Source organism: Thermococcus sp. 9N3 (genome assembly GCF_012027685.1).
GTDB lineage: Archaea > Methanobacteriota_B > Thermococci > Thermococcales > Thermococcaceae > Thermococcus > Thermococcus nautili.
On sequence record NZ_SNUV01000003.1, the window covers coordinates 1 to 18758 of the forward strand.

Genomic DNA, 18758 nt, shown 5'->3' on the forward strand with positions numbered 1-18758 from the left:
TACCCCTGGGGTAGGGGTGAAATCCTATAATCCCAGGGGGACCGCCAGTGGCGAAGGCGCCCGGCTGGAACGGGTCCGACGGTGAGGGACGAAGGCCAGGGGAGCGAACCGGATTAGATACCCGGGTAGTCCTGGCTGTAAAGGATGCGGGCTAGGTGTCGGGCGAGCTTCGAGCTCGCCCGGTGCCGGAGGGAAGCCGTTAAGCCCGCCGCCTGGGGAGTACGGCCGCAAGGCTGAAACTTAAAGGAATTGGCGGGGGAGCACTACAAGGGGTGGAGCGTGCGGTTTAATTGGATTCAACGCCGGGAACCTCACCGGGGGCGACGGCAGGATGAAGGCCAGGCTGAAGGTCTTGCCGGACGCGCCGAGAGGAGGTGCATGGCCGCCGTCAGCTCGTACCGTGAGGCGTCCACTTAAGTGTGGTAACGAGCGAGACCCGCGCCCCCAGTTGCCAGTCCTCCCCGCTGGGGAGGAGGCACTCTGGGGGGACCGCCGGCGATAAGCCGGAGGAAGGAGCGGGCGACGGTAGGTCAGTATGCCCCGAAACCCCCGGGCTACACGCGCGCTACAATGGGCGGGACAATGGGAACCGACCCCGAAAGGGGAAGGGAATCCCCTAAACCCGCCCTCAGTTCGGATCGCGGGCTGCAACTCGCCCGCGTGAAGCTGGAATCCCTAGTACCCGCGTGTCATCATCGCGCGGCGAATACGTCCCTGCTCCTTGCACACACCGCCCGTCACTCCACCCGAGCGGGGTCCGGGTGAGGCCTGGTCTCCCTTCGGGGAGGCCGGGTCGAGCCTGGGCTCCGTGAGGGGGGAGAAGTCGTAACAAGGTAGCCGTAGGGGAACCTACGGCTCGATCACCTCCTATCGCCGGAAACCCGTCCGGGGGGGTTTAAGGGGTGCCGGGCCTGCCAACGTGGGCCGGTAGCTCAGCCTGGGAGAGCGCCGGCTTTGCAAGCCGGAGGCCCCGGGTTCGAATCCCGGCCGGTCCACCACGAAGAGGTGCACATCCCGAGCTCGGCTCGGGGTGGAAGGGCCTGAGACCCCGAACAGGGGTCACGATGAGGGCCGTGCATAGGCGAGCTGGTCCAGAAAACGCCCCGCCCGGTGGCAACTAAGCCGCCTGGTGGATGGCTCGGCTCGGGGCGCCGACGAAGGGCGTGGCAAGCTGCGATAAGCCCCGGCGAGGCGCAGGCAGCCGTCGAACCGGGGATGCCCGAATGGGACCTCCCGCGGCTTTGCCGCACTCCCAGTCGGGAGGGGGAACGCGGGGAATTGAAACATCTTAGTACCCGCAGGAAAAGAAAGCAAAAGCGATGCCGTGAGTAGGGGCGACCGAAAGCGGCACAGGGCAAACTGAACCCCGGGCCGAAAGGTTCGGGGGATGTGGTGTTGTAGGGCCCCCGAAGGAGCCCTGGGGGCGAAGCCGAAGTCCGCTGGAACGCGGCGCCGTAGAGGGTGAAAGCCCCGTAGGCGTAAGCCCCCGAGCTCCTGGGGTGTCCCTGAGTACCGTCGGTCGGATATCCGGCGGGAAGCTGGGAGGCATCGGCTCCCAACCCTAAATACGTCCCGAGACCGATAGCGAACTAGTACCGTGAGGGAAAGCTGAAAAGCACCCCTGGCGGGGGGTGAAAAGAGCCTGAAACCAGGCGGCGATAGGAGGGTGCGGCCCGAAAGGGTTGACCCTCCCCGAAGGAAACACGGGCGACCGTGGAGTACGAGGGGAGGTGACCGGGGTTGCACCGTCCGTCTTGGATCACGGGGCAGGGAGTTCACCCGAGCGGCGAGGTTAAGGGGGTCAGCCCCGAAGCCGCAGGGAAACCGACAGGTCCGCAGCCCGTAAGGGCGAGGGACGGGGTGTGAAAGCGCCCGGAGTCGCTCGGGTGAGACCCGAAGCCGGTCGATCTAGCCCGGGGCAGGGTGAAGTCCCTCAACAGAGGGATGGAGGCCCGATAGGGGTGCTGACGTGCAATTCGCTCCCGTGACCCCGGGCTAGGGGTGAAAGGCCAATCGAGGCCGGCGATAGCTGGTTCCCGCCGAATTATCCCCCAGGATAGCCCGGCCGGAGGTAGGCGGTGGGGTAGAGCACTGATTGGGGGTTTAGGGGGAGAAATCCCCCGGCCCCCTGTCAAACTCCGAACCCACCGCCGCCGTAGATGGCCGGAGTAGGGGGGCGGTGTAAGCCGTCACCCGAGAGGGGAACAACCCAGACCGGGGTTAAGGCCCCAAAGTGCCGGCTAAGTGTTACTCCAAAGGGTGTCCCTGGCCTTAGACAGCGGGGAGGTAGGCTTAGAAGCAGCCATCCTTTAAAGAGTGCGTAACAGCTCACCCGTCGAGGTCAGGGGCCCCGAAAATGGACGGGGCTTAAGCCGGCCGCCGAGACCCCGGCGCACGGACCGATTGGTCCGTGATCGGGTAGGCGGGCGTGCCGATGGGGTGGAAGCCGGGCCGTAAGGTCCGGTGGACCCGTCGGTATTGCGGATCCTGCCGGGAGTAGCAGCATAGCCGGGTGAGAATCCCGGCCGCCGTAGGGGCCAGGGTTCCACGGCAATGTTCGTCAGCCGTGGGTTAGTCGGTCCTAACCCGACCCGTAACTCGGCGTCGGGGAAAGGGAAACGGGTTTATATTCCCGTACCGCGGTGGTAGGCGCGGCAACGCAAGCCCGAGGGGTGACGCCTCGGGGTAGGCGGACCGGCCCACAAGGCCGGCTAAGCGTATAAGTCCGGGGAGTGCCGTAATGGCGAGAACCGGATGAAAGCGCGAATGGCCTCCCGTAAGGGGGGTTCCGCCGATCCCTGGGGCCCGTGAAAAGCCCCTCGGGAACGATCCACCGCGACCGTACCGAGAACCGACACTGGTGCCCCTGGGTGAGAAGCCTAAGGCGTGTCGGGGGAAACCCAGCCGAGGGAACTCGGCAAATTGGCCCCGTAACTTCGGGAGAAGGGGTGCCTGCGGGTGCGTAACCCGCAGGTCGCAGTGACTAGGGGGGCCCGACTGTTTAGTAAAAACACAGGTCCCAGCTAGCCCGAAAGGGTTTGTACTGGGGCCGACGCCTGCCCAGTGCCGGTATGTGAAGCCCGGGTACAACCGGGTGAAGCACCGGTAAACGGCGGGGGTAACTATAACCCTCTTAAGGTAGCGAAATTCCTTGTCGGTTAAATGCCGACCTGCATGAATGGCGTAACGAGGTCCCCACTGTCCCCGGCTGGGGCCCGGCGAAACCTCTGCCAGGCGCATATGCCTGGGACCCCCGGTGGGAAGCGAAGACCCCATGGAGCTTTACTGCAGCCTGCCGTTGCCGTACGGCGGGGGGTGCGCAGCGTAGGCGGGAGGCGTCGAAGCCCGCCCTCCGGGGCGGGTGGAGCCGTTCATGAGACACCGCCCACCCTCTGCCGTACGGCTAACCCCCGGAAGGGGGGACAGCGGTAGGTGGGCAGTTTGGCTGGGGCGGCACACCCTCGAAAAGGTATCGAGGGTGCCCTAAGGTCGGCTCAGGCGGGTCAGGAATCCGCCGTAGAGTGCAAGGGCAAAAGCCGGCCTGACTGGACCCGTAACAGAGGCGGGTCCAGCCGCGAAAGCGTGGCCTAGCGAACCCCTGTGCCTCCCCGGTGGGGGCCAGGGATGACAGAAAAGCTACCCTGGGGATAACAGAGTCGTCTCGGGCGAGAGCCCATATCGACCCCGAGGCTTGCTACCTCGCTGTCGGCTCTTCCCATCCTGGCCCTGCAGCAGGGGCCAAGGGTGGGGGTGTTCACCCATTAAAGGGGAACGTGAGCTGGGTTTAGACCGTCGTGAGACAGGTCGGATGCTATCTACCGGGGGTGCTGGCCGCCTGAGGGGAAGGCTCCCCCAGTACGAGAGGAACAGGGAGCCGCGGCCTCTGGTCTACCGGTTGTCCTACAGGGCATAGCCGGGCAGCTACGCCGCGTCCGATAAGGCCTGAAAGCATCTAAGGCCGAAGCGGTCCCCGAAAATAGGCGGCCATTCCTGGGCGTTTGGGCCTGGGCGACCGGTCCGTTGCCCAGGACGAGGGCTCGGGAAGAAGACCCGTTTGATGGGGCGGGGGTGTAAGCGGGAAGGGAAACCGACCCGTTCAGCCTGCCGCTCCCAACAGCCCGAGTGCCCCGGGCGGGGCGTCTGAGAGACCAGCTCGCCTATGCACGGCCCTCATCATGACTTAACTTAACTCGACTCTTCTGCAAGAATCAATCCGCAAAAATTAAAATTCTCTGTGATACCTTCTCCCGGTGATTCCGATGAGACTGCTCGTTCTCGATTTGGACGGCACCCTCTGGGACCACGAGGACGCTTCTGCTTTGGTTCCTCCTTACGAGTTTAGCGGTGAGTGTTTAACCGATTCCCTCGGCCAGAAACTCTGTCTTTTTCCCGGCGTCCGCGAGTTCCTCGAATGGGCGAGCGAAAGGTTCATTCTAAGCATCGCGAGCTGGAACATCGAGGAGAGGGTAAGGCCGATTCTTGAGGGCTTTGGTCTATGGGACTACTTTATCTTCCCAAAAATCGAGGGCCATCCTGACAAGGGTGACATGATTCGAAGAACTATCGAGGAGCTTCGCTCCATCGGCTATGATATCGACGACGTCATTTACATTGACGACCGGGTGATTCACATCGATGGCGTCAAAATGGCCGTTCCCGGCGTTGATTTCATTCACATGTGGGTGGATGTAAAGAGTTTTGAGGAGCTTAAACAACTACTCCAAAAGCTGGGGTGATATCATGGAGTTGCTAGTCGTTAAAGACAAACGCATAGACTACGACGGCTCCGCGATAGGAAGCCACTGGGCCTACAGGAACTTCGGAATCCTCGGAAACTCGCTCGTCGTCTTCCGTGGAAAGTGCGACGTCAAAGTCGAGGAGATGATTGACATAGAGGACCTCCGCGCGAGCAAGGAAATCAAGAGCGACGACATGGTGCACTACATCATCGAGGTCTTTGATTTGGTCAACACGCTCTTCGCCTCGACTCTCCAGAAGCTCTTCATAGCCAAGCTCTGCGAGGTTCTCAACGACTACGGGGTGAAGACCGAGAGAAAGGGCGACGATATCTACGTTAACGGAAAGAAACTAAGCATCTCGATAGCAACCGTTTCCCCAGTGAGCGTCAAAATCCATATCGGAATAAACGTCGAGGCGAAAGGGATTCCTGAGGGAGTGGAGGCAATAGGCCTCAAGGAAGTTGGCATCACCGACGTTGAGGGGTTCATGGAGAGAACCGGAAGGGCACTCGTTGAGGAGTTCAAAAAGGTGAAGAAGGACAGCCTGAAGGTCAGGTGGGCTCAGTAGAGAAGGAACAGCAGGCTTCCCACTAGCGGAACGGCCAAGTTGTCGTCGAGCCAGGGCTGGTACTCCGCTAAGGCCAGTATCACTGCCCACATCACTTTTCTTATTGTATCCGCGTCGAGGTAAATGAGTGCTATTACAACGGCCGTTGCCAAGTATGCCAGGCTTCCCGTCCAGTGCTTCTTGAGCTTCACGTTGAAGCCGTGCCTTCTAAAGTAGTAGTGTCTCACGACTCCTGTAACGCCATCACTGATTGCCATCGCGAGCAAAAGGGCAGTCGCGTACTCCCTCGGCAAAACAAGGGGTATTATCGATGCCGAAAACGCGAAGAAGACCTCCCCGTAGTTGTGCTCTATCTGGTACCAGGAGAACTCCCGCTTTTTGATGTGGGGCCACAGCTGGAACAGGGCAAAGGCGAAAGCTGCCGCGCTGAAAACCTCCGCGGGAATTTTTCTGTAGTAGAACATCAGAACCGCCGGAACGATGTTGAAGTGAATTATCTTCCTGTTTATCCACGCCCATTCCTCGCCCAGCTTCCTCGTGAAGCCGATTGCAAGCAGTATGAGCAGGGCTGCTAAACCCGCGTAGGGCAACCACTCGAACATTGATTCCACCAAAAATGAAAGGGGGTTGGGGCTAATAACTTTATCCGAACGTCCTTCCAACGGTTTCAAGGGCGGTGATGAAGTCGGAAGCGTGAACCACGATGTACCAGTCGTCCGTTCTCGTCAGTTCTCCCCTCGACTTCCCAACCAGCTCGCCGTAGAGGCCCTGAATTCTGACCCTCGGCTCCGTTGTCGAGAGCTTTAGGGTAACTTCAACGGGAGTTCCGTTCTCCCAGACTATTCCGACCCTGAGGCCGGCCTTGGTTTCCTTCCTCTTCCTCAGGCCGAGCTTGAGGTAGCGGAGCCTCTCCTCGGGGACGCCGTGTTCTTCCGCCTTTTCCCTCAGGTACTCCTCCGCCAGGGTTAGGCCGTGGAGCCCAAAGGAGTAGCCGAAAACAGGAATTCCGAGGTCCTTCCTAGTCCTCCCCTTGTAGGCGTAGACCTCAATCCTTCCCCTTGAGCCTTTTGAAGCTGTGTAGAAGCCCCGGTTCTCCCCTTTAAACTCTTCCAGCTCTGAGAGGAGCGCATCGTAAGCTGAGAAGGGCAGTGAGAAGCTCGCCCACGTCCCCCAGAGCCTCGGCGGAACCGAGAGAAAGCCGAGCTCCTCGAGGTGGTACTCCAGTGGCTTAGGCCTTATCACTAGGAAGCCCTTCTCAGTGACTTCGAACTCGATGAGAGCCCTCTCCTCGGGAATCACCGCGAACTTATCTTTCATTTCAACATCTTTGGCCTTCAGCAGTCTTCCCCGTCTCAGCTTTCGTCCTTCCATTGAGCTCGAGACCACTGGAACGGGAGTTTTTCTCCCGGTTTCCTTGTCGTACGGCACTTTAAAGCCGGCCTTGAGCAGCTCCTCCTGAAGCTCCAGCGACGCTGGGAAGAAGACGTTCATTCTCATTAGTTCGAACTCCATGGCGTTCACCTTTTACATTGTTCGGTAGTTTTTACTTTTTGCACTTATAAATGTTTCTCTTTGAAAGTTGTTCAAATGGAAGCTAACCTTAAAAGCCCTTTCGAGGAGCTAAGCGCGGTGGTGAGAATGGTTCACTGGGCTGACTACATGGCAGAAAAGATAATCCGCGAAAGGGGCGACAAGGAGGAGTACGTGGTCGAGAGCGGAATCACGCCGAGCGGTTACGTTCACATAGGCAATTTTAGAGAGTTCTTCACGGCCTACATAGTGGGCCACGCCCTGAGGGACAGGGGAAAGAAGGTCAGGCACATCCACATGTGGGACGACTACGACAGGTTTAGGAAGGTCCCCAAGAACGTCCCGCAGGAGTGGAAGGAGCACCTCACGAAGCCAGTCAGGGAAGTTCCCGACCCCTGGGGCTGTCACGACAGCTACGCGGAGCACTTCATGGAGAAGTTTGAGGAAGAGATAAAGAAGCTCGGCATCGAGGCCGACTTCCTCTACGCGAGCGAGCTGTACAAGTCCGGCGAGTACGCCCATGAGATAAGGCTCGCCCTCGAAAAGCGCGACGAAATCAAAGCGATTCTCGACAAGTACCGTGAGAGGGCTAAACAGCCGCCCCTCGAGGATGACTGGCAACCTGTTATGGTCTACTGCCCGAAGTGCAGGCGCGAGGCGAAGTTCGTCTCGTGGGACGGCGGGTGGAAGGTTAAATATCGCTGTGAGCACTGCGGAAGCGAGGGGGAGACCGACATAAGGGAGGGCAACGTTAAGCTCCGCTGGCGCGTCGACTGGCCGATGCGCTGGGCGCACTTCAGGGTGGACTTCGAGCCAGCTGGAAAAGACCACCTCGCCGCCGGAAGCTCCTACGACACAGGAAGGGAGATTTCCGAGAAGGTCTTCGGCTGGAAGGCACCGATAGACCTCATGTACGAGTTCGTTGGAATCAAGGGGCAGAAGGGCAAGATGAGTGGCTCTAAGGGCAACGTTATCCTCCTCAGCGACCTCTACGAGGTGCTCGAGCCGGGAATAATCCGCTTCATCTACGCCAAGGCGAGGCCCAATAAGGAGCTCAAGATAGACCTAGGCCTCGGCCTGCTCAACCTCTACGACGAGTTCGACAAGGTCGAGAGGATTTACTTCGGCCTTGAGCACGCAAAGAACCCGGAGGAGGAAGAGGAACTCAAGAGAACCTACGAGCTCTCGATGCCGAAGGTTCCGGAGAGGCTTATCGCTCAGGCCCCCTTCCGCTTCCTCGTCACTCTCGTCCAGATGCCCCACCTTGACGAGGAGGGAATAATCAGGGTTCTCCAGGAGCAGGGTCACGTTCCCGAGAACCTGAGCGACGAGGACATTGAGAGAATAAGGCTCCGCATCAGGCTCGCCAAGAACTGGGTCGAGAAGTACGCTCCTGAGAACGTCAAGTTCAGCCTTCTCGAAGAACTTCCCCAGCTCGAATTCAAGCCCGAAATCAGGGAGGCGATGAGAGAGCTCGCCGACTGGATTGAGGCCAATACCTTCACCGTTGACGAGCTCAACAACGCAATCTTCGACGTTGCCAAGAAGCGCGGAATCCCGAGCAAGGAGTGGTTCAAAGCACTCTACAACCTCTTCATAGGAAAGGACCGCGGGCCGAGGCTGGCCCCGTTCTTGGCTTCCCTCGATAAGGAGTTCGTGGTCAAAAGGCTTCGCTTCGAGGCCTGATTCATTTTTTCGGTGTGTAAACCTGGAGGTAGGTGTGCTCGTTTATCTTTTCTTCCCCGACCTTCCGGAAGTAGAGCTTCGCTAAGAGTTCTACTGCCGTCTTTCCCCAGACGTTGAAGCGAACCCTGAAGGACTTCTCCTCGCTCTGGAACTCTATCAGGACGGTTTTTTCGTCCTTATCCGGCAAAACCTTGCTAATCCAGTATTCAGCGCCGATTACCTGTCCGTTCATGAGAACCGGAAGGAGTGCCCTAAGGTCAGTGAACTGGAGGATTAGCTTTCCTCCCGGCTTCAGAACCCTCGCCATCTCGCGGAACGCCTTTCCGAGGTCGAGGGGTTCGAAGTGGACGAGGTTGTCGATGAAGAGGACGTAGTCAAAGGTGTTATCTTCGAAGGGTAACTCCCTCGCATCTGCCTTGATGAACTCCACCCTCGAGCCCTTCTCTCTGGCAAAACCCTTCGCGAGGGAGAGCATGTAGTCGCTGTTGTCAACGCCAACGACAGTGAAGCCCAAATCCTCAAGCAGGAACGAGAAGCCCCCCGCCCCACAGCCGAGGTCGAGAACTTTCCCCTTTTCCTTCATGAACTTCATCAGGAGCGGTTCAAGGTTCTCAATCCTCTTCCTGTACTCGTCGGAATAGATGTCGCTGTAGGCTTTGAAGGCCGAATAGTACTCCTCGAACGTCATGTTTTTGAGTCCTCACGAGTCCTTAAATAGGTATCCGAAGTTCCCGGTGATGGACATGGTGGTGAGGATTAGCGCGCCAGCTCATCTGCACACTGGAAACCCCGACCTGAGCGGGGACATGGGACGGCTCTACGGAACGGTTGGCTTCGCCATAGAAAAGCCACGCCTCGAAATAGAGGTCAGAGAAGCTGAAAAGGACCGCTCCAACGACGAAGACGCGTTGAAGTTTCTTGCAAGGCTCCGCGAGCGCTACGACTTCCCGCCCGTCGAGGTTACGGTGAGGAGCTACATCCCGAAGTGGGTTGGAATAGGCTTTCATACCACCCTCGCCCTGAGCATAGGAAGGGCCGTGAGCGAGCTCTACAACCTGAACCTCTCGCTTGAGGAGGTGGCGTTGGCTGTAAGGCGCGGTCTCATAACTGCCCTCGGCTTCTACGCCCTTAAAGTCGGCGGTTTCATCTACGAGGGTGGCTTCCCGATGGACAAGCGCGAGAAGGTCGTTCCACCGCTGATTTTCAGGGGCGACTTTCCGGGCGACTGGCTCTTCGTCGTGGCAATCCCCGAGACTCCAAGAAAGGCCCTCGCCGAAATCAGGAAGCGCGAGGACGAGATACTCGGAAATCTCAAGAAGATGCCACCGGAGCTGGCTGACAGGCTGTCGAGGATAGTGCTTATGAAAATCCTGCCCGCGTTCGTCGAGCGGGACATAAAGACCTTCGGAGAGGGCCTCTACCAGTTCAACCACCTTCTCGGCGAGTTCTGGAGCGACTACCAGGAGAACGTTTACTGTTGCGAAATCGTGAACGAGGGGATAAGGCTGATGCTGAACGAAGCCTACTGCGCCTGCCAGACGAGCTGGGGGCCGACCTTCTACGGCCTCGTCAAAGGTCAGGCTCAGGCGGAAAGGCTAAAATCCATCGTTGAGGATTTCCTCCGCGAGAACGGCGACGGCGGAGAGGTCTTCGTTACGGGCGTTGACAACAGGGGGATGGTGGTGGAGCGTGGTTAAGGCAGTTGGTATAGACTCCGGGACGAAGAGCATGGATTTGTTCGGCTTCGACGACGAGACCGGGGAGGTGATAGTCGACGTCTCCGTGGACAGGAACAGGGTAACCGAGAACCCAGCTATAATCGTTGAACTCCTCCGCGAGGTTCAGGAGGAGCACGGGAAGATTGATGCCATCGTCGGTCCCTGTGGCTACGGGATACCGCTCAAACCCGCGAGGGAAGCCACCGATGCCGAGATAGCTTTAGCTACGTTCATAACCGAGGCCGATGTGAGGAGAAGGCTCAAGATAGTCGGTTTGAGGGAGCTCATGCTCCTCCTCAGGGAAGCCGAGGATTTGAACGTTTACTTCACCCCCGGCGTCATACACCTCCCGACCGTCCCGGAGTGGCGGAAGGCCAACAGGATAGACCTCGGAACGGCCGACAAGGTCTTCACCGTTGCCCTCGCGATGGTGAGGGAAGCCGAGAGGAAGGGAATCCCCTACTCCGAGACGAACCTCATAGCGGTCGAAGTCGGCTTCGCCTACACCTCCGCGATGGCCGTCAAGAACGGCCAAATCGTTGATGCCATGGCCGGAACGGCAGGCTTCCCCGGCTACCTCGGAATGGGCTTCATGGACGGTGAATTAGCCTACGCGTTGGCCAACGCCCTCGATGACTTCGGAAAGCTTGTCCTCTTCCAGGGTGGCGCGTCCTACGTTGCCGGAATAGACCCGTTCTCGGTTTCGCCTGAGGACTTCGTAAAGCTTGCGAAGGAGGACGATAGGGTCGCGAAGGGCTACAGCGCCATGATAGAGGCCATCGTCAAGGACGTCTTCTCACTGCTTCCCTCTGTTAAACCCGAGAGCATCTACATCAGCGGTCGCTTCTCGCGGATTCCCGAGTTCTTCAGCGACGTCAAGGATGCCCTCGAAGATGCCTTCGGGCGCTACGGCTTCTCGGTCGAGGTTCTCAAGCTCCAGAGCAGGGCGAAGGCCAAAGAAGCGGCCGAGGGAAGCGCGATAATAGCCAACGGCATAGCCGGTGGAATCTACAAAGAACTCGTTGAGAGCCTAAGGCTGAGGGAGAGCAGTGGCTCAATCTTTGACTGGGTAAACCTGAAGGGCCGTGAAAAGCTCAGAATTTTCGAGGAGCTAATCCTCTGAGCGAATTTTTTTGAGCTTAGCTTTTTATTCTCCCTCTCCAACTCCCCAAGGTGGTGCTCATGGAGTTCAACCTCATCATTACCGGAGTCGGCGGTCAGGGAGGCCTTACCCTTTCGAGAATCGTTGGAAACTCTGCCATGGTCGAGGGCTACAACGTCCGCATCGGCGAGACCCTCGGAATGAGCCAGCGCTACGGTAGCGTTCTCAGCTACCTCCGCTTTGGAGAGGAAGTTTATTCGCCCCTCATCGAGGAGGGCAAAGCCAACCTCATGCTCGCCCTTGAGCCTGCTGAGGCGTTAAGGAACGCGCGCTTTCTCGGAAAGGACAGCGTTGCCATAGTGAACGCCTACCCCATCCACACGGCCACGACCCTCGTCGGGAAGGAGCGCTACCCGGAGCTCGATGAAATCGAAAAAGCCCTCGGAAGAATCTGCCCCGTCCACATGATGAACTTCCAGCGCGAGGCAGACAGGATAAACCCGAGAACTTTGGGCGTTCTGATGCTCGGCTACGCCTACGGAAAGGGCCTGATACCCCTCAAGCGTGAGAGCCTTCTTGAGGGAATAAGGCTGACCCTCCGCGAGAAGCTCTGGGAAATGAACTTTAAAGCTTTTGAGCGCGGTGAGGAGCTGGCCAAAGCTTGATTTCTGGTTTTTTCCGCCCGGTTTTCTCATTCTTCGTTGTGCTTTATGAAGAAGGCGTAGAACAGTCCGGTCGCGAGGGCGTAGAGGAGTGCGGTGGCGTAGAAAGGATAGGCCAATGAAACCGCGAAGAGTGTTCCACCGATGGAGTTACCCACCCCGCGCATGAAGGTCGAGAAGGCCTGCCTTATGCCATTGGCTGTTGCTTTTTCCTCAGTCCTGAAAAAGCCCATCATGAAGGAGTCGTTTATTGGCCAGATGATGTTCATGAGTATGGCCCTGAGGACGTAGACCGCCCCCGCGAGTGCAAACGTCTCTATCGAGGGAAACACCGCGAAGAGGAAGGTGGCGAGTCCTTGAAATGACGTTATGACCTTTACTGGGCCCCACCTCCTTACGAGTTCCGGTAATCCAAAGGAGCCGAGGCCCATCGCCAGTTGCTGGAAGAAGAAAATCCAGCTTATCGCCTGAAGCGTTTCCCCAAAGCGGAGCTTGAAGTAGATGCTCATGAAGGGTATCGTTATTCCCGCGCCGAGGCCTATGAGCGCGCTCGGGAGCGAGAACTTGAGGATTTTGAGGACTAAGCTTCTCTCCCACTTTATCCGCTTCTCCCTGACCTTAACGTCCCTCACGAGGAGCAGAGCCGGAACGACGAAGACGAACTGGAGTATCGAGAGTGAGAAGGTTATCCTGTAGGCTGTCTCCTCCGCCAGCGACAGCCCCATGAGGTAGCCCGGCAGAAAGCCCGCCAAGAGAACGCCGAGGGAGTTGAAGAGCGTCCCCAGTCCAAAGCTCTTGGAAAACGCCTCGTGCCTCCTCTCATCCGGAACCAGCTCGCTTAGGTAGGCGTTGTAGTTCGGCTGTCTCAGCCCCATGTTGACTCCCACCAGGACGAAGCCGAGGAAGAGGACCGTTGCGTTCAAAGCGAGCACCTGGAGGAGCCTTCCGATGAGTCCGATGAGTGCGCTCAGGAGCAGGGTCTTTCGGTAGCCGAGGCGGAGCGAAAGGTAGCCCGCCAGGAGAAAGAAGAGGCCACCGACTATCGTCTGGGCCGAGAAGAAGGCTCCCATCGCCTTCATGTCGTAACCGAGGGCCTTGAGGTAGAAGGGCATTATGAAGAACGAGAACCAGAGGAAAGTTTGACCTAAGGCGTTGGCCGTAATGAGTATCTTCGCGTCCCTGCCGTACTCTGAGAGCATGATGAAACGTCCCTCATAGCGTTTATAAGTCTATCGAAGTGAAGCCTTTAACGCCTACCACTATATAGCGTTCGGTGCTGGCTATGGAGTTCAGGAAGATACAGTTTACAGGGCGGAGCTCATACATAATTTCCCTCCCAAAGAAATGGGTCAAGGAGCACAACCTCAAGCAGGGCGACACAATACCGCTGACTATAAACCCCGACGGCAGTATAACCATCTTCCCCAGCGAGCCCAGAGATGTGAGCGAGAAGAAGATACTGCGCCTCTCCAGGGAGTTCTCGCCGGACATGGCCATAAGGCTCGTTATTTCCGCCTACATTCAGGGCTACGACGTCCTTGAGATTCACTTCACGGAGGAGATGCCCATCTACAAGGTCAAGATAAGGAAGGTCCTCCAGAGCCTCCCTGGCGTTGAGATAATCCTCGACGAGCCCAGCAGGATAGTGGCGAAGAGCCTCCTCGACGAGGACGAGGTGAACCTTGTTGAGCTTCTCAGGCGGATTCACTCCCTTGTGGTCTCGATGCTCGGCGACCTCGAACTGCTCATTCAGGGCGAGGACGGCGAGATAAGGCGCGACATCAACGACCTCGAAAACGAGCTCGACAGGTTTTACTTCCTCATCGTCAGGACCGTTAACAGGCTTCTCAGCAAGCACACGGTTACCGAGGAGAGCGGAATCGTCAAGAGGACCTTTGACCTCATGGGAATCCTCTTCATAGCGAGGGAAATCGAGAGGATAGGCGACCACATCATCAGGATAGCCGAGAACCCCGGCGAGGTTGACGTGCCCTACCTGAGGGAGAAGTTTGAAGCGATGGTGGCCCAGATAGAGAAGCGCGACCTCAAGGCGATAGACAAGCTCATGCTCGAACTCCGCGCCACGATTAAGGCAACCGACTACAGGCAGTCAATAGCCAAGGAGAGCTTCCGGAGAATCCTCGAGTACATCGAGAACATCGGTGAGACGATAATCAACATGGCCCTCAGCTGATTTCTTCTCGTTTCCACAACCCTTTTAACCCTTCGAGGGAACTTTTTTCGGTGGTTTTCATGGCCGCGATAATAGTTCACGGGGGAGCGGGCACGATAAGGAAGGAGGAGAGGATTCCAAAGGTCATCGAGGGCGTTAGAGAGGCTGTTTTAGCGGGCTGGCGCGAGCTGAAGAGGGGCTCCGCTCTCGATGCAGTTGAAGAGGCCGTTAAAGCCCTTGAGGACAACCCGATTTTTAACGCCGGAACCGGGAGCGTTTTAACCCTCGACGGCAGGGTCGAGATGGATGCCGCCATAATGCGCGGGAAGACCCTTGAAGCGGGAGCCGTTGCCGGAATCTGGGGAGTCAAGAACCCGATAAGCGTCGCGAGGAAGGTCATGGAGAAGACTGACCACGTTCTTTTAATCGGGGAGGGTGCCGTGAAGTTTGCTCGCCTTCTCGGCTTCGAGGAGTACGACCCGGTAACGGAGGAGAGGCTCAAGCAGTGGGAAGAGCTGAGGAAGAAGCTCATCGAGAAGGGCGAAACGAGGCACTGGAAGAAGCTCAACGAGCTCATCAAGGAGTACCCCGAGGTTTTAAGGAGCACCGTTGGAGCGGTTGCCTTCGACGGTGAGGAGGTCGTTGCCGGAACGTCAACCGGTGGGGTCTTCCTCAAGATGTTCGGTCGCGTTGGTGACACGCCTATAATCGGTGGCGGAACCTACGCCAACGAAGTGGCTGGAGCTTCCTGCACCGGCCTCGGAGAGGTTGCCATAAAGCTCGCCCTCGCTAAAAGCGCCACCGACCTCGTCAGGCTCGGCCTCGATGCCCAGTCGGCGAGCGAAGCCGCGATAAGTCTCGCCACGAAGTACTTTGGCAGAGACACCATGGGCATAATCATGGTTGACGCAAGGGGCAACGTGGGCTTCGCCAAGAACACCAAGCACATGAGCTACGCCTTCATGAAGGACGGCATGGACGAGCCGGAGGCTGGTGTTTAGTGGCCTCGATGAGGAACGTCTGGCTCCTCAACATCTCGACCTTCTTTTTCTTCCTCGGGATAAGCGTCGTTACCCCTGTCGTTTCCCCGTTCCTCGTCAGCCTTCACGCCGAGCCCTTTCTCGTCGGCCTCGTCGCCGGCGTTACCTCTTTCCTCGCCCTCGTCTCCAAGCCCATAGGAGGTGCAGTCGGCGACAGAGGTTATCGCTTCCACGCCCTCGTCGGCGGGAACCTGCTCGGCTTAATCGCTGGAGTTCTCTACGTGGTCTCGGCAATAAGTGCCAACGTTTACCTCTTCGCCTTCGCAAGGGCCATTCACGGCTTCTCGATGGGCCTCTTCTTCCCTTCAAGCCTCTCAACGGCCGTTGATTTGGCCCCAGCAGGTAGGGTTGGCGAGACCCTCGGCTGGCGTGGCATGATGTTCTCCCTCGGCAACATAATCGGGCCGGCCATAGGTGGCTACGCCTCCGACGTAATAGGCTTCGCCGGAGCTTTCGCTCTCACCGCTCTCTTCTCCGGAGTTGGAGCACTCTTCGCGCTCACAGCTTGGCGCGAGGCAGGTGAAGTCGTCAAGCCGAGGGAGCACGAGAAGGCCAGTTACCGCGAGCTGTTAAGGGTAACCTTCGTTTCCGCTTCCCTGACGCTCTTCCTCTTCTCTATGAGCTACGCGGGGGTTACCACCTACCTCCCCGCCCTCTACAAGTCCCTCTCCCTTCCCCAGAGCCTCTTCGGCTACTACATGATGGTCATCGGCCTCTTCTCCTTCATGACGCGCGTTGTTGGCGGTAAGAGCGCCGACAGGCGCGGGCCTCTTCCAGTGATATCCCTCGGCCTCTCCCTGCTCCTCCTCGGCTACGTCCTGCTCAACCTTTACACCCTCCCGCCCCGCTCCTACGTCAGCGCCGCCCTAATCGGGGCCGGCTTTGGCTTGGCGGTTCCGGCGATGCAGCTGATGGCCCTCGGCAACCTTCCGCGGAGAATCAGGACAATGGGTTCGGGAATCTACACGATGTTCTTTGACCTTGGAACGCTCGCCGGCCAGGTAAGCCTTGGCTACGTCGCCCAGCTCTACGGTTATGCCGGCGTCTTCCCGCTCCTTCCTCTCATCCTGGGGGTCGGGTTTATAACCCTCTACGCGCCCGTCATCTGGGGGAAGGTCAATGCTCGTTAGGGTCTCCTACGGAACGGCGATAGCGATGGGCTTAATCAGGGCAAAGCTCCTGGCCAGGCCGACGACCGCGTATCTGATGACCTACTGGCCCGGCAAGTGCGCCAACGACTGCGCCTTCTGCGCCCAGGCGCGCTCCAGCAGGGCAAACCTCGACAGGCTCTCCCGCGTCATCTGGCCGGCCTTCGAGCTCGAAAAAGTCGTTCAAGCCCTTCCCAACGGCCGTTTCGGGAGGATATGCCTCCAGACGATAGACTACCCTGGAATGCTCGACGACGTTCTGGCACTTCTGAGGGTGTTCAAGCCCCTCGGCTTGCCGGTCTCGGTCTCGATAACGCCCGTTTCGAGGGAAACGCTTGAGGAGTTCAAAGGGCTCGGCGTCGATTACGTTGGAGTTGGCCTTGACGTTGCGAGCGAGAGACTCTTTGGCAAAATAAAGCCCGACTTTGAGTGGGGCGAGATGTGGGACTTTGCGGAGAGGGTGGTTGACGTCCTTGGTCCGGGAAAAGCTCTGATTCACGTTATAGTCGGCCTCGGCGAAACCGACAGGGAGCTGGTAGATGTCTTCAAAAGGGCTTACTCGATTGGGGCTGATGTTTCGCTCTTCGCCTTCACCCCCCTGAAGGGAACGGGGCTTGAGAACCTCGAACCGCCGAGCATCGAGCGCTACCGTAAAGTCCAGCTGGCGAGGTGGCTCGTTGAGAAGGGCTTGGGCAACAGGATAATCTTCGACGGGGACTCGATAGAGGGCTTCGATTTAGCTGGCATCGAGGTTCCGCCGGCGGTTTTCGCAACGCACGGCTGTCCTGCCTGCAACAGGCCTTACTACAACGAGAGACCAAAGAAAGAGCCCTACAACTTCCCCTTTCCGCCGGAAAAAGAGTACGTAAGGGAGTTCCTCACTCGATTAGGCTCTCGAAGACCTCGTTGAACTCGGGCAGGATGAACTTCTCCCTCACCCTTTCTCCCCTCGCGAGCTTCACGAGGGCGAGCGTAAAGCGGTGTAGCTCCTCGTCCTCCTCGATGAGCCTGAGCGTCGCGTCCATGTTCTCGGCCAGCTCCCCCAGGCGGTTCTCCTTCTTGATTATCGCGAGTATGTCTCCTAACCTCTTCACGCCGAGCCTGTAGTGGTCCTCGCTCGGTGCCCTTAGAATGGCCCTCAGGGCGCACTTGACGGCTCCCCGGTAGTTGTCCTCCTGGAGGAAGATGTCTGCCAGGCGGAAGCAGGCCTCGAAGTAGAACTCCGGCTCAACGTCGAGGCTCTCGTGAAGTATCTCGTCGAGCTTTCTCTTCGCGGTTTCGAGGTCCTTCCTGTTCTCGGCCTCGATTGCCTCGCGGAAGAGCTTAACAATCCTCTCGCGCCTGTTAAGGGGCTCGTACTTAATCGTCATACCCCTCCCCCCTGCTCTCGTGCCAGGCCCTCTCGAAGGCCGGCCAGATTTCATCAAAGCTCCTCTCAACCCGCCACCTCCGCTTGAAGGCGTTGATTATGACCGTTAAATCCCTCTTCAACAGCTCGTAGCTCTCCGGATGGGCGGTGGTCAGGTGCTGGGCCCAGTCTATTATCAAGATGTCGTCGCCCGTTAAAACGACGTTGAACTCACTTAAATCCGAGTGGACTATACCAAAGCGCACTATCTTGAGGTACTCCTCGAGGATTCTGTCAAGGACGTTCTCTGCCTCTTCCCTCGTCAGCTCGTCGTCCCTCAGCTCCGCCAGCTCGGTTCCCTCAACGAACTCCATGACGAGGACGTGCCTGTTCCAGGCTATCGGCTTAGGAACCCTCGCAATCGGACTGAGCAGAACCAGAGCGTCGTATTCCTTCTTCGCGATGAGCCTTGAGACGTAGAGCCAGCTCGTGTGGTGCTTATCGGCGAAGACGTGGGAGTGGTAGGTAGCCCTCCGCGAAGCCGTTCTGCCACCTATCCTGTTGAACTTAACGGCAACTTTCTCGCCGGCTGGCGTTATTCCGACGTAAACGTCCGCGTCCTTTCCAACGCCAATCTGCGTCGTGCTTATCGCCTCTACGACGCCTTTCCTCGCGAGGGCCCTTATGGCTAAAACGTCGTAGCCGTGTATCGTGAGCTGGTAGCCGATGTAGCCTATGTCGCTCCTCCGCCTGACGAGGGACATGTCATCGAGCTTGCCGAGCCTGAACGATGCGGTCTCAACGTCCACCCTGGCGAAGCGCGCTACCTCCTCTAACGGCACCCACTTGTGGTGCCTCATGTTGAGCTCTACTCCCCTGAGGATTCTGAAGTCCAGGTCGCGGAGGCTCGGATAAGCCTCGAGCGCCAACAGCTTGCTGACCATTCGCTCTCTCCTCCCCCGTTACTACCGCTCGGATTCTTATAAACTTTCGTCGGCCACCTTTGTCCAACAAACTTTTAAGCGCTCAATTCCTCATCGAAAC

The 18758-nt window shown here is 58.1% G+C and carries 16 protein-coding genes, 1 tRNA gene and 2 rRNA genes; 13 read left to right on the forward strand and 6 right to left on the reverse strand.

The annotated features are described in order from the left end of the window. The 5 genes from E3E30_RS09615 to E3E30_RS09635 form a co-directional block, all read left to right on the forward strand. A 16S ribosomal RNA gene (locus E3E30_RS09615) occupies nucleotides 1–869 on the forward strand; the annotation flags it as partial. A gap of 52 nt (nucleotides 870–921) precedes the next feature. Continuing rightward, nucleotides 922–998, forward strand: a tRNA-Ala gene (locus E3E30_RS09620). 107 nt (nucleotides 999–1105) lie between these two features. Then, a 23S ribosomal RNA gene (locus tag E3E30_RS09625) occupies nucleotides 1106–4134 on the forward strand. A 125-nt stretch (nucleotides 4135–4259) separates the two neighbouring features. After that, nucleotides 4260–4736, forward strand: a complete 477-nt coding sequence (locus E3E30_RS09630) for a magnesium-dependent phosphatase-1 (protein ID WP_167729535.1) — start codon at nucleotides 4260–4262, stop codon at nucleotides 4734–4736. Between the two features lie 4 nt (nucleotides 4737–4740). Further along, entirely contained in the window at nucleotides 4741–5307 is a 567-nt protein-coding gene (locus E3E30_RS09635) for a DUF366 family protein (protein WP_167729424.1), read from the forward strand. On the opposite strand, the gene E3E30_RS09640 is transcribed toward E3E30_RS09635, so the two are convergent. Together E3E30_RS09640 and E3E30_RS09645 are read right to left on the reverse strand one after the other, a co-directional pair. Beyond that, the gene (locus E3E30_RS09640; protein WP_167729536.1) at nucleotides 5301–5909 is read right to left on the reverse strand and encodes a hypothetical protein; all 609 of its coding nucleotides are present in this window, start codon (nucleotides 5907–5909) and stop codon (nucleotides 5301–5303) included. The genes E3E30_RS09635 and E3E30_RS09640 overlap by 7 nt on opposite strands. A gap of 40 nt (nucleotides 5910–5949) precedes the next feature. Further along, nucleotides 5950–6819 carry a PhoI gene (locus E3E30_RS09645; protein ID WP_167729425.1) on the reverse strand — a complete coding sequence of 290 codons (870 nt, stop codon included), beginning with the start codon at nucleotides 6817–6819 and terminating at the stop codon, nucleotides 5950–5952. A gap of 126 nt (nucleotides 6820–6945) precedes the next feature. Between E3E30_RS09645 and lysS the strand changes: the two genes are divergently transcribed. Continuing rightward, a complete protein-coding gene (lysS, locus tag E3E30_RS09650; RefSeq protein WP_167729537.1) occupies nucleotides 6946–8523 on the forward strand; it encodes a lysine--tRNA ligase in 1578 nt (525 codons plus the stop codon). Between the two features lies 1 nt (nucleotide 8524). Here lysS and E3E30_RS09655 read toward each other — a convergent pair whose 3' ends face one another. After that, nucleotides 8525–9211 carry a class I SAM-dependent methyltransferase gene (locus E3E30_RS09655; RefSeq protein WP_167729426.1) on the reverse strand — a complete coding sequence of 229 codons (687 nt, stop codon included), beginning with the start codon at nucleotides 9209–9211 and terminating at the stop codon, nucleotides 8525–8527. 49 nt (nucleotides 9212–9260) lie between these two features. On the opposite strand from E3E30_RS09655, the gene E3E30_RS09660 reads away from it, so the two are divergent. From E3E30_RS09660 to E3E30_RS09670, 3 genes are read left to right on the forward strand one after another with little or no spacing between them, the layout of a single operon-like run. Next, nucleotides 9261–10220, forward strand: coding sequence for a beta-ribofuranosylaminobenzene 5'-phosphate synthase family protein (locus E3E30_RS09660; protein ID WP_167729427.1), 960 nt, complete (start codon nucleotides 9261–9263; stop codon nucleotides 10218–10220). After that, a complete protein-coding gene (locus tag E3E30_RS09665; protein WP_167729428.1) occupies nucleotides 10213–11364 on the forward strand; it encodes a DUF1464 family protein in 1152 nt (383 codons plus the stop codon). The genes E3E30_RS09660 and E3E30_RS09665 overlap by 8 nt, the downstream gene beginning before the upstream one ends. 59 nt (nucleotides 11365–11423) lie before the next feature. Then, the gene (locus E3E30_RS09670) at nucleotides 11424–12008 is read left to right on the forward strand and encodes an indolepyruvate oxidoreductase subunit beta (protein WP_014122604.1); all 585 of its coding nucleotides are present in this window, start codon (nucleotides 11424–11426) and stop codon (nucleotides 12006–12008) included. 26 nt (nucleotides 12009–12034) lie between these two features. Here the strand turns inward: E3E30_RS09670 and E3E30_RS09675 are convergent, their stop codons facing one another. Further along, nucleotides 12035–13204 (reverse strand): MFS transporter, encoded by a 1170-nt coding sequence (locus E3E30_RS09675; RefSeq protein ID WP_167729429.1) that lies wholly within the window; start codon nucleotides 13202–13204, stop codon nucleotides 12035–12037. 83 nt (nucleotides 13205–13287) lie between these two features. Between E3E30_RS09675 and E3E30_RS09680 the strand changes: the two genes are divergently transcribed. From E3E30_RS09680 to E3E30_RS09695, 4 genes are read left to right on the forward strand one after another with little or no spacing between them, the layout of a single operon-like run. Next, nucleotides 13288–14199: a phosphate uptake regulator PhoU gene (locus E3E30_RS09680; RefSeq protein ID WP_167729538.1), complete on the forward strand. Its 912-nt coding sequence runs from the start codon at nucleotides 13288–13290 to the stop codon at nucleotides 14197–14199. 59 nt (nucleotides 14200–14258) lie between these two features. Beyond that, nucleotides 14259–15179 (forward strand): isoaspartyl peptidase/L-asparaginase family protein, encoded by a 921-nt coding sequence (locus E3E30_RS09685; protein WP_042691004.1) that lies wholly within the window; start codon nucleotides 14259–14261, stop codon nucleotides 15177–15179. 8 nt (nucleotides 15180–15187) lie between these two features. Further along, complete coding sequence (locus tag E3E30_RS09690) at nucleotides 15188–16348, forward strand: MFS transporter (RefSeq protein WP_167729539.1); 1161 nt, start codon at nucleotides 15188–15190, stop codon at nucleotides 16346–16348. Further along, complete coding sequence (locus E3E30_RS09695) at nucleotides 16338–17276, forward strand: radical SAM protein (protein WP_167729430.1); 939 nt, start codon at nucleotides 16338–16340, stop codon at nucleotides 17274–17276. The genes E3E30_RS09690 and E3E30_RS09695 overlap by 11 nt, the downstream gene beginning before the upstream one ends. On the opposite strand, the gene E3E30_RS09700 is transcribed toward E3E30_RS09695, so the two are convergent. Beyond that, nucleotides 17245–17736: a hypothetical protein gene (locus E3E30_RS09700; RefSeq protein WP_167729431.1), complete on the reverse strand. Its 492-nt coding sequence runs from the start codon at nucleotides 17734–17736 to the stop codon at nucleotides 17245–17247. The two genes, E3E30_RS09695 and E3E30_RS09700, sit on opposite strands and share 32 nt — an antisense overlap. Then, complete coding sequence (locus E3E30_RS09705; protein ID WP_167729432.1) at nucleotides 17726–18658, reverse strand: serine/threonine-protein kinase RIO2; 933 nt, start codon at nucleotides 18656–18658, stop codon at nucleotides 17726–17728. The genes E3E30_RS09700 and E3E30_RS09705 overlap by 11 nt, the downstream gene beginning before the upstream one ends. Between the last annotated feature and the right edge of the window lie 100 nt (nucleotides 18659–18758).

Coding starts and splice junctions, on each gene's coding strand:
- E3E30_RS09630 (WP_167729535.1), top strand. CDS start 4,260: ATGAGACTGCTCGTTCTCGATTTGGACGGCACCCTCTGGGACCACGAG.
- E3E30_RS09635 (WP_167729424.1), top strand. CDS start 4,741: ATGGAGTTGCTAGTCGTTAAAGACAAACGCATAGACTACGACGGCTCC.
- E3E30_RS09640 (WP_167729536.1), bottom strand. CDS start 5,909: ATGTTCGAGTGGTTGCCCTACGCGGGTTTAGCAGCCCTGCTCATACTG.
- E3E30_RS09645 (WP_167729425.1), bottom strand. CDS start 6,819: ATGGAGTTCGAACTAATGAGAATGAACGTCTTCTTCCCAGCGTCGCTG.
- lysS (WP_167729537.1), top strand. CDS start 6,946: ATGGTTCACTGGGCTGACTACATGGCAGAAAAGATAATCCGCGAAAGG.
- E3E30_RS09655 (WP_167729426.1), bottom strand. CDS start 9,211: ATGACGTTCGAGGAGTACTATTCGGCCTTCAAAGCCTACAGCGACATC.
- E3E30_RS09660 (WP_167729427.1), top strand. CDS start 9,261: ATGGACATGGTGGTGAGGATTAGCGCGCCAGCTCATCTGCACACTGGA.
- E3E30_RS09670 (WP_014122604.1), top strand. CDS start 11,424: ATGGAGTTCAACCTCATCATTACCGGAGTCGGCGGTCAGGGAGGCCTT.
- E3E30_RS09675 (WP_167729429.1), bottom strand. CDS start 13,204: ATGCTCTCAGAGTACGGCAGGGACGCGAAGATACTCATTACGGCCAAC.
- E3E30_RS09680 (WP_167729538.1), top strand. CDS start 13,288: ATGGAGTTCAGGAAGATACAGTTTACAGGGCGGAGCTCATACATAATT.
- E3E30_RS09685 (WP_042691004.1), top strand. CDS start 14,259: ATGGCCGCGATAATAGTTCACGGGGGAGCGGGCACGATAAGGAAGGAG.
- E3E30_RS09690 (WP_167729539.1), top strand. CDS start 15,188: ATGAGGAACGTCTGGCTCCTCAACATCTCGACCTTCTTTTTCTTCCTC.
- E3E30_RS09695 (WP_167729430.1), top strand. CDS start 16,338: ATGCTCGTTAGGGTCTCCTACGGAACGGCGATAGCGATGGGCTTAATC.
- E3E30_RS09700 (WP_167729431.1), bottom strand. CDS start 17,736: ATGACGATTAAGTACGAGCCCCTTAACAGGCGCGAGAGGATTGTTAAG.
- E3E30_RS09705 (WP_167729432.1), bottom strand. CDS start 18,658: ATGGTCAGCAAGCTGTTGGCGCTCGAGGCTTATCCGAGCCTCCGCGAC.